At 42.7% G+C, this 15,609-nt stretch carries 8 protein-coding genes; 5 read left to right on the top strand and 3 right to left on the bottom strand.

What is annotated here, in order from left to right:
- The first annotated feature begins 51 nt into the window (after nt 1-51).
- Entirely contained in the window at nt 52-5,721 is a 5,670-nt protein-coding gene (locus S4054249_RS14105; RefSeq protein ID WP_145925033.1) for a leucine-rich repeat domain-containing protein, read from the top strand.
- A gap of 125 nt (nt 5,722-5,846) precedes the next feature.
- Complete coding sequence (locus S4054249_RS14100; RefSeq protein ID WP_069949063.1) at nt 5,847-7,172, top strand: IS4 family transposase; 1,326 nt, start codon at nt 5,847-5,849, stop codon at nt 7,170-7,172.
- Between the two features lie 77 nt (nt 7,173-7,249).
- On the opposite strand, the gene S4054249_RS14095 is transcribed toward S4054249_RS14100, so the two are convergent.
- The 3 genes from S4054249_RS14095 to S4054249_RS14085 all read right to left on the bottom strand — a co-directional run bounded on the left by S4054249_RS14095 (nt 7,250) and on the right by S4054249_RS14085 (nt 11,543).
- Nucleotides 7,250-8,905, bottom strand: coding sequence for an alpha-keto acid decarboxylase family protein (locus S4054249_RS14095; RefSeq protein WP_046357759.1), 1,656 nt, complete (start codon nt 8,903-8,905; stop codon nt 7,250-7,252).
- Nucleotides 8,906-8,937: 32 nt separating this feature from the next.
- The gene (locus tag S4054249_RS14090; protein WP_046357760.1) at nt 8,938-9,768 is read right to left on the bottom strand and encodes an MBL fold metallo-hydrolase; all 831 of its coding nucleotides are present in this window, start codon (nt 9,766-9,768) and stop codon (nt 8,938-8,940) included.
- Between the two features lie 338 nt (nt 9,769-10,106).
- Nucleotides 10,107-11,543, bottom strand: coding sequence for a glycoside hydrolase family 15 protein (locus S4054249_RS14085; RefSeq protein ID WP_046357761.1), 1,437 nt, complete (start codon nt 11,541-11,543; stop codon nt 10,107-10,109).
- Between the two features lie 434 nt (nt 11,544-11,977).
- Between S4054249_RS14085 and S4054249_RS14080 the strand changes: the two genes are divergently transcribed.
- Genes S4054249_RS14080 through S4054249_RS14070 form a run of 3 tightly spaced genes read left to right on the top strand, consistent with a single transcriptional unit; the run spans nt 11,978 to nt 15,569 of the window.
- Complete coding sequence (locus tag S4054249_RS14080; protein ID WP_063881477.1) at nt 11,978-13,900, top strand: GMC family oxidoreductase; 1,923 nt, start codon at nt 11,978-11,980, stop codon at nt 13,898-13,900.
- A complete protein-coding gene (locus S4054249_RS14075) occupies nt 13,897-15,060 on the top strand; it encodes a ferritin-like domain-containing protein (protein WP_046357762.1) in 1,164 nt (387 codons plus the stop codon). The genes S4054249_RS14080 and S4054249_RS14075 overlap by 4 nt, the downstream gene beginning before the upstream one ends.
- The gene (locus S4054249_RS14070; protein ID WP_046357763.1) at nt 15,060-15,569 is read left to right on the top strand and encodes a hypothetical protein; all 510 of its coding nucleotides are present in this window, start codon (nt 15,060-15,062) and stop codon (nt 15,567-15,569) included. The genes S4054249_RS14075 and S4054249_RS14070 overlap by 1 nt, the downstream gene beginning before the upstream one ends.
- The last annotated feature ends 40 nt before the right edge of the window (nt 15,570-15,609 follow it).

Genomic DNA, 15,609 nt, shown 5'->3' with positions numbered 1-15,609 from the left:
ACTTACGTGTATTCTGCTCGCTTTTTGTACTGATTAGTGAGGTTAATACAATTGTATAGATCGGTAAGTAGGGTTTTTCTCGCAGGCGTTATGGGCTTGGTTGCGGGGTGCGGAGGCGGTTCTTCAGAAAACACCAATGAGGAAGTAAAGCCTCCAGTGATAACAAATAGCGCGCCAGTAGTCTTGATTGAGGGCGAAGTACAGGTGCAAGAAATGCAAGCACTGAATTTGGTTGCCAAAGCACACGACAAAGAAAGCCAATCACTGAGCTATACATGGTCTCACAACGGTAGTGCACAGATCACACTTGAGGGTGCAACTGACGCCAGTGTTACCGTTCGCAGTATGGACTTAACACAGGATACACCGATCCTACTTTCTGTGACTGTAACAGATGCACACGGTGCGACAGCAATCGCAAAGCACGTTGTCACAGTTATAGACGCGCCCGAAGTATCAATTGACGTTAAAGATCAGACGATTGAGCAATCGACCTTTTCACTGCACGCCACTGTAAACAGTAGTAAAGCCATTAATTCTTACCAATGGTCCGGTCATACTCCAGATAGCATCGAGGTGAGTGGCTTTGAAACCGACTCACTCGTCATTAAAAGTGGTGACATTACAGAGGATATACCGCTCACGTTTGACCTGACAGTCACTGATGAAACGGGAGGCCAAACGACAGTCTCGCAATCTGTGTTAATTAAGTCGTTTGCTCAACAGCTGATAATATCCGCAAAGGTAACCGATCAGCCGATTGAGCATGCTCATGTGCAAGCGCAATTGGGTGATAAGGTTTTTACCACAACCGCTAACAACCAGGGTGAATATACACTTGCGATTAATTTAGAGCAAAGTGAAGAAGCCTACATAAATGAATTGGTTAAGCTAACAGCAACGGGGCAAGATCAACAAGACTTTGTTGAATTTGTTTCTCAATTGGGATCGTTGTCTCAATTAAATTTGGCTGCCGGTACTGATGCGGTGCTCAGTGCAGAAGAGCTATTTGACGTAAACATCACCAATGTTACGACTGCTGAATACGCGTTATTATCCGAGTTTGAAGATGCATTTGACTCAGTTGAAAAGTTTGAAAATCGCAGGTTAGGTATCAGTGCTAAACAAAAGCTAGACATTGCAACTGTAATAAAGGCGATTGTAGATAACGACTCTGTGCATTTGCCCGAAGGCCATACCACCACACTTGATTTAGCAAAAGATAAAGAGGCGGCAAATCAATACCTCACCAAGTTACAAGAAGAACAACCCGAACTAGTTCAAAGTACAGTAGATGCTTTGAAGTCTGATGCTGATCTTTTACAACCTTCCAGCATTACTTTTGATGAAGTGATTTGGGTCACAGAGCCTGATTATATGGATGGCTTCTATTTCGGCTTAGATCTCAAAGAAGACTCTACAGGTTACGTTATTGCAAATGGCAGGCATCCGGTATCTTGGGAGCAAAATAACGGTCTTCTTACAGTGCATTTTGATGAGCCTTTAATATTAAATAATGTTAATCATATTGACAGATACAACCGATTTTCATTGCTATCAATAACTTTGGAATTTTATACGCAAGGCGCGCAATATCATTCATCCAATGTAACTTTATCTGGATATGATACAGATATTGGCCCACAAAGCTCACGTACAGCATCATTTCATTCGCAAGTGTATACGCAAGGCAGTTTTGCTGAATTATCAAAACTCACGTTCGACGGAAATTGGTCTGTTTTTACTGTCACTGAGTTTGTTCAAGATACCTATCAAGAATATTACTTCGATGAAACAAATAAACTGACAGTATTAGACACTCAAACGCAACTCGACTGGTTGATTTCTGGAAATGAATTGCGTATTCACGATGGCGAGCGCACTCAAGTACTGCAGCTTATCGCATATACTGAGTTTGGCTTTCATTTTATGGGTCATACTTTAGAAAATGGGGTGATCACAGAAGCATATACTGCTTATATGGTTAAGCAGCAAGATGTAAGCTTTGATGCGTTTGACTACCAGCGTACTTGGGTACCACAACAACGCTTGCACAGTACTGTGTTTGAGGTCACTGAGCAAGGAGTCTTTCAAGCTGCACTTAGAGCAGGCAGACAATATTTGTTAGAGTTGGGCGAGCTGGTTTCGTATCACTATAGCTTCAATGGTCAGGGAAGGTATGAAACATGTAATAACAGTGAGTTGTGTGATCCCTCTGTTAAGTTCTCATATAAATTACTTGCAGCTGTTGGAGATAAAATAGCAGTTGAACACTCTGTCACACACCTAAACAGTGCTCAACCATCCCAGACTTTGCAATTTTACGATGTCGTAGAGCAGTTTGATACCTCTATAAATTTTTATGAGCAAGTTGTAAGAAATGCGGTCAACCTCTACGGTGAAGATGGCAGTGCGATAAGAGGCTACCTTATTTGTCCCGAACAAGCCCTTTGCTTTAACGCGCTGACAATAGAAAGTCAGTCGGGTCAAGATAATTATAAAATTGATAAGCAAGGAGACCATATAAGGCTCACTTCGCTATTTACAGGCCGTGTATTATTTCTTGAATTCAAAGAAGTTGGTCAAAAGCGATATTCAATTTGCTTGAAGTCTGATATATCGGCTCAATGTAATGTGTCAAATACGCAAGAATATGGGTTGATAGCGCCGACCATACCTGTATCTACAATAACAACAGGTAATGGACGTGTTGATTTGCGAACACAAAATGTAAAATATGGCTACACAGTAGATGCGCGTATATTAGCTGATGATGGGCACTATATTTCTTCGCTGAGTATATGTGGTGAAGAAGGTATTTTATCATCAGAAGATATACTTTCAGAGTTGTTTTGGTCAGTTCCAGTTTATGAAAATTGCGAAATTAAAGCGACATTTGAAGAAAAGTCACCTGCTTATGGCACACATCAACTGTATGACCAGTCTTTATATATCCCTTCACTTCATGAGTTTTCGATTGCAGCTGATGGTAAAGGTGTTTATACGCAAACTCTGAAGCATATGGGCGTTTCGCAGATGGGGTTTACTTGGCAACATATGTCAGAAAATAAGTCTCTGTTGGAATTTGACTATCCTGTGTCTACGTATTTAAAGAACTATTACAACGACAGGTTCGCTTTCAGTGACTATGACATCCTGAGCCATGCAGTGGAGTTCGGTTATGCAGACGAAATGACTTTAACATGGCAGCTAGAGGACAAATCATTCTCTCCAGATCCGAATGGGGCGATTGGGCCAATTACATTTACTGATATGGCAACCAGTGAAATTAGTTATATTGCTGATTGGGAAGGCAAATGGGTCTTGGTATATCAAAATTCTGAGACCTATTACGAAGTCAACATCAATGCGGACGGCCATGCTACTTTACAAGCTGTATCCCGTTTGAATAGAGATGCTGGATTTGTCGAGCTCAAATGGGAAGTAGATACGTCAGGTCAATTGAAGCTGATTTCGCAACTTGATGAAAATCAATATGTGACTTTTAAGCCAACCAAGCAGCAAGGTGGATTTGTACAAATCGAGACACAAGATGCAGTATGGTTTGATGATAAAAGTTACTTCCAAACAGGTGTCGGCTTAATGGCCAGCGCATTAGAGGGGTCACTCACTACTGAGGAATTGGCTGGCCAGTGGCTGTTTAAATGGAGTGAGGGAGCAAATAGCTACCACAGCTTTGTTATCAACGAAGATGCATCGATCAACAGATATGCTGTACGTGGTAATGTGACGATAGAGGAAAACATATTCACAGCCAATTATTTCTATGATGCTGAAAAGGAAACTTATGTCACTGCTTGTAGTGATGAGAGTATTAACTGTTACTTGAGCGATACAAATAGTTTTAAAGTACTATCAAAGGAAAACGGGACGGTATTACTTGCGACACTCAGCGGTGAATTTCACGTTGCGCAACATAGCAAAGATTTACGCGTTGACCATTTCATTGCAGGTTTAATGGACGATTTTTCATACTATTCTTTAATCGGTGAGCACTACGCTGCTGCTCAGTTTATTCGATACAATTATGAAGTTGATGAATATATTTGGGCTACTTCGGTACCATTTTCTGGTACCGAAGAGATAGTTAAGTTGAGTGATGGCAAGTTCCATTATCAAACTTCACAGGGTACTTATTGGGTTGCGCCTGTTATGCATTTATCGAATGGAATACAAGTATGTATATATGAAGATGGACAAAGCTGTGAGCAAGGTACTCAGCAAACATGGTTATACCAAGCGCCAACTTTTGATATCACTCTTAAAGTTGGGCAAGGCGGTGCTGTAAATGCTGATACTACATTAGAAAACGTGCTTTTTGGAAACTATATTCGTCTGACAATTCTCGCGGATGAAGGTTATCGTATTGCCGACTTTGAAGGCTGCAACGCTCGCTTTTTATGGGAAATAAGCTTATCTGAGGCTCTCATCGAAGTCGCGCCAAACGTATCTGATTGCACATTGACAGTGTCTTTTGAACGAGATTCTGGGCAGTCTGTAGTCGATTCATTGGGTATTAAAGATTCTGGGCTTAAATCCTGCGTAGAAAGTCAAGGTCTAAGTTACCCTCAGTTTTTGGCATTTCTCAATTGTAACTCAAGTACGATTGATAGTTTTTCTGGTATAGAAAACTTTAAATACTTGCTATCTATTTCGTTATACGACACGAGCTTATCTGCACAAGCGAAAGCAGATCTTGAGAATATGACGCAATTGAAGTCTCTGCATCTTTATGATGTTGACTATACGGAGCTTAACCTCAGTAAACTTAGCCAATTGACAACCTTATCCTTAAGTCAGGCATCGACTGTCTCGACTATCGTATTACCAGTTCAAAGTTCATTGTATTGGTTAGATATAAGTAATTCATCGGTCACTGAAATAGACTTATCTAATCAAGTTAAGTTACGGTCTTTATCGGTTGGAGAATCAGCACTCACTAATTTGGACTTATCAAACAATCTTGAGTTGGAGCTTTTGAATATTAGCGGCAGTAAAGTTGAAGGTATTTCGGGGGTGACTACAGATCATAAAATACAGAGTTTAAATGCAGCGTCCTCAGCACTTGCTACGTTGGATCTTCGTAATTTTGATGATGTTGAGGACGTTGACTTAACAAATACGCTGATTTCACTGCTAGAGCTAGGTGGAAATCCACAGCTGCATACACTTAATGCATCCGACTCGCCATTAGCGCGCATAAATGTAGAGCCCGGCCAGTATACTTTGTCTTATTTGGCACTGAACAATACTAATCTCAAAGAGCTAGACTTGAGGTATTTTGAGCAGCTGTCTACTTTGGAGCTCACGTCCACTTTCTTGACAAGTTTAGATTTAACGAGTAATCAGCAACTATTTTCTCTTGAAGCCAGTCATAATCAGCTTACAGAGGTTAATTGGGGCGACTTGGCGAGGATATTCTCAGTGAATTTAGCGGCAAACCCTTTGGATGAGTTTATGTTTGAGCAGCATATGGAGAATTTGCATCAGTTAGACTTGTCAAATACGGGTATTCGAGTGCTACACATACCTGATGGAGCGACATTGAGATCTTTAAAGTTCTCTGAGAATCAGTTAGATAATATAACGGGTGTTGAGTATTTATCGACAGTGGGTTCAACCTTTGATTTGACGAATACGACTTTGAGTACAGAGTTGTTACAGTATATTCAAAGTCATAATGTATCCGTTATTCATTGATCATTAAAAGAAAAAACCAGCGTTAAGCTTAATGCCGATCAGTTAAGAAATATTTTAATGATCAGTTGACTGATCTTTTCAAGGCTTCAAAATCCGATATCAGTATACTGGTATCGGATTTTTTAATGGAATTGTCAGAAGCACTTGCACGCACATCTATCTCTCGCCTCACTGAATTTAAAAGCTTGGCTGATGTTTTAGAGCCAGAGATTATACAAGCCTGTTTAGAGTCCAATAGTGTAGCAACATTGCGTAAACGCAAGCTCCCAATGGATGCCATGATTTGGGCAGTCATTGGTATGTCCTTGTTCCGAACTGAATCCGTTCGTCAACTAATTAATAAGTTAGACATCGTCTTGCCTCAAGACGTGGACTATGTCGCCCGAAGTGCCGTCACTCAAGCTAGAAAAAAGCTAGGTAGCAATGTAGTACAAGATGTTTTTTACCGTACAGCCCAAACTTGGCATGAACGTGCGGAGCATCCACATTGGAATGGACTTAATATTTACGGTGTTGATGGTGTAGTTTGGCGAACGCCTGATAGCGCAGCAAATAGTGCGACCTTTGCTCGAACGGCCAATAAAGCCAGCTATGCTGGTTATCCGCAAGTCAGAATGGTCTGTTTAATGGAGTTAAGCAGTCATCTCATATTGGGGAGTGCCTTTGATAGTGTAAGTGAAAACGAGATGAACCTAGCGAGCAGGCTCATTAACCATATTCCAAATAACAGCTTGACGCTATTCGATAAGGGGTTTTATTCACTTGGCTTGCTACATGAATGGGAGCAAAAAGGGAGTAACACGCATTGGCTGCTCCCCCTCAAGAAAGGGACCCAGTATGAAGTGATTGATAGCTTAGGGAAGCAAGATAAGCTGGTTCGTTTGACAACGACGCCGCAGGCTAAGAAGAAGCGCCCTGACTTACCCGACTCTATAACCGTGAGATTATTGACAAGGCGAGTGAAAGGAAAAGAAGTGAGTGTACTCACATCAATGACGGATGCAATGGCATATCCAGCTTCGGAGATTGTAGATTTATATGCACACCGCTGGGAAATTGAAATGGGCTATCGAGAAATGAAGCAACATCTATTGGAAAGTCGATTCACCTTGCGCAGCAATTTACCGGAGCTAATTCACCAAGAGCTATGGGGCTTGTTACTGGCTTACAACCTTATCCGTTACAAAATGGTATTAATGGCTAAATCACTAAAAAGTGTTTATCCAAATCAACTTAGCTTTAGAGATGCCTCATCACATATCATCTACAAACTTACTCAAATGCCTATATATGCTCCAGGAAATGTGCCTAAAATCATCCTGGATATAGAAAGAAATGCGAGTCAGTTTAAGCTTGAAGGAAAACGGGAACGAAGTTACCCAAGGGTATTGAAGGTGTCTAAAAACCGATACCCAGTTGCTAAAAGTACAAACGCCGCTCACCTTAAGTGAACGGCATTAAGCGTTAAGCTGGTTTTTTTACAGGTGATGCTAATACAGCTTACTTAACATCACTCTGCGCGTGGTTTTTATTTTTTCTTCCACTTAGCATTATCGGGTAGTGATTTAGGTGGCACGCGAACTTGTATTAGTGAAGGGCTATCTAAGTTTTCAAGCGCGCCCAAAATTGCCTCGTTGAGCTCTTCGTACGTATTGGCTTTCCAGCCTTTACAGCCGAATACATCGGCAAGTTTACAGTAATCCCACTGGTGCAAAATACATGAATCAAAGAATGGCTGATCGCTTGAGAATATTTCGGCGTCGTACAACCATTGTTCTACACCATATACACCGTTGTCCATGACAAAAATAATCGGGTTGAGCTTAAATCTGGTTTGTGTCGACAAACACTGGGGTGTCATTTGAAATCCACCATCTCCAGAGAATACAAATACACGTTGGTGGTCTTGTTTTGCAAGGCTCATGCCTGTCGCTGCTGGGCCAATATAGCCAATGGACGAGTAAGTCGGTTGGGCCACAAAGCCTCTTGGTGTGCCGACTTTGAGCAGTAGGCTGCCAAAAAAGTTTAAGCTGGCGTCACTGCCGATAAGCACGTTGTCGTTAATGTATTCTTTGCTCTGGATAAAGTCATAAAAGCCTTGGTAGCTGATATCTCCGCTAAATTGCTCGCTACTGTCTGGTGCTTCGCTTGGGATTGCACATGCAGACAAGTTTGAGAGTGGCTTTTGATTCAGTTCTTCGATAAAGTTTGCCAGTGGTACCTGTGGCACAAAGTAGGTACCCAGCTTCACGGTATCCCATGAAATAAGCGCGGTTTTATCATAATTTACCGCTTGGCCCAGTGAGTTTATATCTGACAGCCAGACACCTAAGCCTAATATAAAGTCAGACTCATTGACTAATTTTTGGGTGACCTCAGAAGAGGCTTGACCATCAAAAACACCTGCAAAGAGCGGGTCGTTTTCGGAAAATACCGCTTTGCTGATGAGCTCTGTCACATAAGGCAAGTTTAGTTTTCTGATTAAAGCATTGGCCTCCTCATGAAGGCCCATACGATCAACTTCCGCACCTAGCCAAATAATAGGGCGCTCAGCCTGTGTTAAAACTTGCTGAATTTTATCAATGGCTTGGTCTACATTGACTTGCAGCGGGATAGGCGTAAGCGGTGTAAGCTTGCCTTGTGGGGCTGCACAAGGCTGTTCTACCATATCTTCCAGCAGCTCTATGTAAGCGGGGCGTTTTTGTGAGATACACTCAGTCAGAGCATAGTCAATCAGCCTGGGCGCAAGTTCAGGGTTATCTATTTTGATTGCCGCTGCGGTGATATTTTTGTAGATATTTAAGTCGGTTTCGCCATCAATCATATGGTGGTACGTAAAGCCAGTTTGCTGGGCGGTGAGACGCTTTTGTATGCTCGGTGCGCCGTTGACCACAACCACGGGGATGCGTTCTGCGTAAGATGCCGCAACTGCGTTTACTGCGCTGAGGGTGCCGGCAGAATACGTAAAGCACATAGCGCCAATGCCTTTTAATCTGGCATAGCCATCCGCTGCATAACCTGCGTTCAGTTCGTTGACCTCTTCAATAAGCTCAATACTGCTTGGCTCAATATGTTTGTTGATCCATTCAATGGTGTAGTCCCCCGCGATTGAAAATAAGTGACCTAGGCCAAGCTCTTCAAGTCTTTGAGTGAGGTACTGTCCTACTGTGTATTGTGTATCCATGCTGATCCACCTATCAATTTGGTTAGTGTTGATTAATATTCGCTTGCGCCATCAAAGAGTCTGGGTAGGTAAATATCGAAAATGGCTGGGCACTGCCTAGTTGGAAATTTGTTGAGCATAAACGCTTTAAATTCTTGATTTTTCAGTCCATCAGCAATGGCTTGCTTAGCGGCAATCAGATACTTGAGGTTTTCGAGCACTTCATTTTTATCTGCAGGTGCACCGTGTCCTGGTAAAAATAAGTCATAGTCGGATGTCAGCATATCTTCATGTTGCTCCATCCAATGATCGAGATATTTGGTCAGATACAAATGCGTGCCGCTGTAGAGCAAATCTTGGGCGATAAATACGCCGAGGTCGGGGAGCTTTAAGGTGATCCCATAATCAATTTCCGTATCGACGATACGCTCAATGACATATTTTACGCCGTCGATGATCTCAATACCGGGGCTGACCACATGTTGTGGGATAACGACTTTTTCCGGCGCGAGGTCGCCTAATTTACCCATATGGTCTTCACGAGACTCTTCACCATGCGCTTTTAAAAAGTCGATGGTTTCAGGCAAGGTATATATCTCAATATCTGCAAATGCATCCCCAAGGCCAAACCAATGATCTGGATGGCGATGTGATAAATACAAACGTTCGATTGGCTTTTTTAAACTGTCGGCGTACTCGCGAAACTTCTTCGCATAGGGGCTTAAAAATTGGCCATCAATCAGTACTAGGACATTTTCACTTTCAATAATGTGTGTTGCATTGGCAATATTATCGCCTTCGTATGAAGAGATGAATGTATGGATTTTTACATTGCCTGTGTGTTTAACAACAATTTTGATAGGGTTGGTAATAGGTATGTTCATAGCATTTACTCGCTGTGATAGATAAAAGAGACAAAGCACATGCACGACGTGCTTTGTGACAGCTAAATAGATAATGAGACGGTAGAACTACTGGCCAAAGATAACGTGTATGACGATTAAAAATGACTTGTTTATAAGGTGATGTAGCAGTAAACACAGATACTATGCGCAACTTGCGCTGCGCATAGTGTGGGTAAAGTTGTTGTGCTTTTACCATATCAACATCCGCTGTTACTGTGTGCCACATCCTAAAAGCATGATTATTTGCTTTTGGCCAAGTACGGTTTAATAAACTCTAATAACGACCGTAACCTCAGTGCTTTCGGCCGTCGGTGATTTCAAACTTTTAACGCATTGCGTAAATCAATGGCGATGGCGACGGATACATAACTCCAAGTTAGGTGTTCAGCACTGGTCATGTAGCCGTCGTAGCGACTAAATTGCTCCGACAATGACGTGTGCTCACCTGCGTGGATCTGGATACGGCGAAGATAGGCATCTCCAAGCGCTTTTAAGCCAGAGGTGATGGACTTGAATGTTTTGGTTCTACTACTGAAACACCCACCGACCTCAAGCTGACATTTGGGGTCGACCAGTTTCACAGCCAAATCTAGTTGGCCGAGGTTATACTTGTTGATTTCAATATTTTTTTGTTCTGCAAACAAGGCTGCCGCTTTGTAGCAAATACTGCTCAAAGAGGCAGTACACAAGAACCAAGGGTTACCCTGTCCAAGTGGCGCGCTACCTGCGTATTTATCCTCTGGGTAGCGTCCAATGCCCGGTGAGACTGGGTCGCCAGATGTGGTGTGTTCTATCGCGTTGATCAGATAAAGAGGGTCAAAAGCTTGGTGAAGTGCATAGGCGGTTGCCAGTACTTTATCTTCGTGTGGGTTTAGGAAAGGGTGGGTGTCTGACAATGCTTGGCAGATCCCTAAAGTTGTCGCAACATCAAGATTTGACGACTTGTAATCTAGCCCGCCAACACGGTTTATCGTGGTTAGAAAATAGCCCTGTTCTTCACTCCAAAAATCATCCATTGCACTTTCAATCAATGCAGCCTGTTGATTATAGTAATCGGCTGCGCCCGGATCATTGAGCTTATTCGCTAAATCAGCACCTTCGCGCAACGCTGTGCGTTGTAGCAGTCGAGTATAAAAATGGGTGCCATCGACTTCTTCCCACAGGTCAAAGCAAGGGTCCTGCCAGTGGTTCGCAACAAAATCTAAATCTGCTTTGATAATACTAAATGAAGGCTCTTTTGAGTCGTATAAAGTGCCTGTGACATAGCCTTTTTCACCATTCTCTAACAGAGTATGTGCCCAGCGAGTGATGGTGAGCGCGCGTTGCGCTGGGCCATCATTCTGTGGTCTGCCCCAAGGTCCGTTGAACGCTTGTCCAGTGACGTAAAACTTGGGCTCGCCTAAGCTATTACTGACAGTTGGTGTTGTTTGGTTTATTTTGGTGAACTCGACATAGTCAATCATCATGTCGTAGTAGTTATCTTTAAAATTTCTACGATCAAGGCCATTGAGCTTGGCAATTTCGCTCATTGTTCGTGCCGCATCTCTGACCCAGTGGTAATAGTAGTTTGGGTTGGTGCGAGAGGGAGAGGCGAGTACAGCTCCACGCTCTCCATCGTCGGGTGAAATATTCGCAATCATCCTATCTAGCACATGTTGTCTTGCCACTTTTGCCCACTTTTCAAGTGGTTGTGCATCAATAGCTGTCGGGTATTCTTGCTCTGATTTGAGTACCGTGTTCGTTTGAGTTGTCATAAGTGTTCCAAGAGTAAAGGTGTTAATTGTCTCGGAATGTCGGTGTGAGAAATCAAACATACAACCAAGTTCATTCACTAACTGTCTCACATTAGCAATCCGTTGTAGTCGCACTGAGTGCATCAGAAAGTATATACACAAAAAACAGCTACTCGCTTAAATATTTCGATTTATTTAACAAGTTATTAATTTGGTTGGGGAAACTAAAACGTAGCTATGAAAGACTAGTTTCAAGATGGTTTATTTTGAGTTTTTATACTTATTTGCTTATTTTATCTACATAAGCATCTATTTTAGGAACCTGTTCTTGTAATATTTACGCCGGATTCTTTTTGGGTACTTAATTTATAATTGCCATTTTGTAATATCTGCTACACTGATTTTTAGCTTGAATGTTAATGCTGTTGTTAATGGAATAAGATGGGGACACTTGAATGAGTGAATCAAATTCAACAATAGAGCAAGTAACACCTGAGCAGGCAATTCAAAATTCGAATGACGGTAAATATGATGCAGTGATCGTTGGCTCAGGGATTAGCGGTGCGATTGCCGCGAAAGAACTCACTTCTAGAGGGTATCAAGTACTTGTGCTTGAAGCAGCACCCGCAAAAAGCTTAAGTTATGACGGCTTCAAGGAGTATGTATCTAATTATTATGTCAACGCGTCAAAAGATAACAACGCGCCATATCCTGATAACCCAAATGCACCTATGCCTAGGTCGACTGATGTTCGCAAACTATGTTTGGGTCAAATGGATACTCAAGGGTACATGGTGCAAAATGGGCCTTTGGCGCTAGACAGTACCTACACGCGGGTAACGGGTGGCACAACCATGCACTGGGAAGCCAAAATTCTGCGTATGTTACCAGATGATTTTAAAATCAAAACCCACTACGGTGTCGGGTTAGATTGGCCTATCAGCTATGATGACTTGATGCCCTATTACCGCATGGCTGAACGTGAAATTGGCGTGTCAGCTAATGTTGAGGAGCAAGGGTTTTATGGGCTTAAATACGAACCAGGCTATGTATATCCGATGCATGGATTACCGGCCTCTTATCTTGATCAAGTGGTGGCCAAAGGCATTGATGGCGCAGAGTTTGAGTTAGCAGGCGAAGTACACACGGTAAAAGTGCGTCCGTTTCCACAAGGTCGAAATGGCATTCCTAATGCGGATTATCAAAACGGTGCGGGGTTTAAACCCGTAGGAGCTGTGGGCGCTGTGCAGAGTGAGCAAGGCGGGCGCTGCCAAGGCAATAACAACTGTGTGCCGATATGCCCTGTACAAGCCAAATATGACGCACGTAAAACGTTATACAGCGCAGCGCAAACAGGTAACCTTGATTTTTTACCACAAGCAGTTGCCAGCAAAGTCTTTGTAGATGGGTGTACTGATCAAGTCAGTCATATTGAATTCAAGCACTATACTAAATCCTCTTCACCTGAGCATACGACAGGCAATATCACTGCAAAAACCTTTATTTTAGCGACCAACGCGGTAGAAAACGCCCGACTTATGCTCGCGTCTGATTTACCCAGCTCTAGCGGGTTAATGGGCAAAAACTTAATGGACCATACTTATTTGCTTGCTTGGGGTTTATTGCCAGAGGCCGCGGGGACAATGCGAGGGACAAAGTGCACCTCTGGCATTGCGGATTTTAGATATGGACAAAGCCGAGCCAAGCAAGCGCCGTTTGGTGTTGATATTCATAATGATGGTTGGGGCTGGGCAACAGGATCGCCTTTCTCTGATATCGAAGAGTTAGTCGACACTGAAAATAAATTTGGTAAGGCACTGCGCCAAAGTACGGTTGAGAGAATATCAAATCAATTGCTGTTTGCTTATATGGTCGAGCAGCCCGCAGATGAAAGCAACCGCATTACGGTTGATCCAGAATATACCGATGCGCTCGGTAACATGCGCCCAATCGTCAATTATAACTTGTCTGATTACTCCAAAGCGGGTATTGCTTACGCACGTGAAACGTCGAAAGTATTTTTCCAGCGCCTTGGTGCACAGGACTTTTCAAGTTATTCATTGCTTGATTATGGCTCGTTTAATTATCAAGGTGATAGTTACTACTTCCGAGGTGGTAACCACTTTTCTGGTACGCATGTTATGGGCACCTCTGCTAAAAACTCTGTGGTGAATGAGTATCAGCAATCATGGGATCACAGTAACTTATACCTGATTGGCTCAGGCAGTATGCCGAGTATTGGTACGTCAAATACCACTCTAACACTTGCGGCGCTGTGCTTTAAAACTACTGAGCATATTTTGGCACATTTGAGCAGTTATCGCGTGAATGTCGTGGCTGATGATGCCTTTAAACTGGCTAAAGGAGCGCGCTCATGAACGAACGTATTATCAATACCATTGATGATTTATATCAGATGTTAGATGCTGCGATTCAGCTTGAGCATGCGACAATTCCGCCGTATTTAACGGCATTATATAGTATTCATCCTGAAACCAATTTAGAAGCTACAGCGGTTATTAGAGCGGTTTTGGTTGAAGAGATGCTCCATATGACGTTGTCTGCAAATGTGCTCAATGCATTGGGTCGACATCCCAATTTATTGAGTGAAGGCTTCATGCCTTCATTTCCAACTTATTTGCCGGATGGTGAGAAAGACTTTCAAGTCTCGATTGCCGCTTTTACACCAGAGACACTTGAGACGTTTTTGAATATTGAGCGGCCTTCAAAGCCCCAAGAAAGCACTTCAAGTACTTGCCTTAATGGCTGTATCACGCGTGCAAATCATGCGCGCTTTCATTTGGATGCGATAAAACCGCTAAAATCGCCAACTTACAGTTTTTATAGCATCGGTGATTTTTACGATGCCATTATTGAGGGCATTAAATTTTTAGAGACGCAGGCCAGAGAATGCGGAGAAACCATTTTTATCGGTGACCTTAAATATCAGGTTTCCAATAGATATTATTACTCTGGCGGTGGCGAAGTCATAGAAGTCACGGATGAAAAATCTGCCATTACCGCGCTGAAATTGATCAAAGAACAAGGAGAAGGGAAGCCATATCCTGACGAAGACACAAAGAACCAAGAGTTTGATAGTGAGGGAGAGCTCTCCCATTACTATCGATTCAAGCAGTTACAGTTTGGCCGTTATTATCGACATGGTGATACACCAGATAATCCCACTGGTGCTCAGTTTGAAGTTGATTTTCGTAAGGTATATCCGATCAAGGCAAACCCTAAGCTGTCGGATTTTACAGAAAACCCTACTTTATTAAAAGCCGCGAAAGATTTTAACCATCATTACCATGAGTTTTTGGGCATCATCAATGCTGCGTTCAGTGGTCATCAAAACCTTCTGTTGGGTGCAGTATGCGATATGTTCAGGTTGAAAGAGTATGCCAGTCAATTGATCCGTAATCCGATTTCGATTGAGTCTAATGCGCACGCAGGTCCAACATTCGAGATTGAAGCCAGTAGCCGTGACTCGTTGAACGGTACAGCAGGGCGGACTTGTGTTCATAAGGAGAGGGCGTAATGAATACTCAGCAAAATCAACAGCAATTTATCGAGTTATCAGGTGCACTCACAGATTTCAACGCATTTGCATTACATGGTACAGGGCAAGTTGAAAACTACTATAAAACACTCAATGAGATTGTTGGAGCTGATACGGTTGAGCAGTTATGTAGCGTGTTTCAAACCGTGTATGAATGTGCCTGTGATGAGCAGATGTTTCTGACTGGTATACGGCAACAGATTATGGGGGATGTGAAATTAGGGCCGGTTGCCAGAAATATCATCAAGCTTTGGTACACCGGCACCTGGTATCAATTACCACGCACTTGGCGAGAGGTTTATGGCAAAAGTGCGCAGGACAAAACGTTTTTTGTTAGCTCTGCTTCATATACCGAGGGCTTACTTTGGCAAGCGATTGATGCCAACCCATCAGGTGCAAAAGGCCCAGGTTACGGTTCTTGGAGCGAGCCACCGAGAATTCATTTCGACAATAGCTGGCAGTTTGTAAAGCAGCAAAGTGTTCAATAAAAATAAATGTAAGTACCTACTTTCATTTATGTCACCAACA

This window comes from Pseudoalteromonas luteoviolacea, from assembly GCF_001750165.1.
In the GTDB taxonomy this organism is placed as follows: domain Bacteria; phylum Pseudomonadota; class Gammaproteobacteria; order Enterobacterales; family Alteromonadaceae; genus Pseudoalteromonas; species Pseudoalteromonas luteoviolacea_G.
This window is presented reverse-complemented; position numbering and strand designations above follow the sequence as displayed.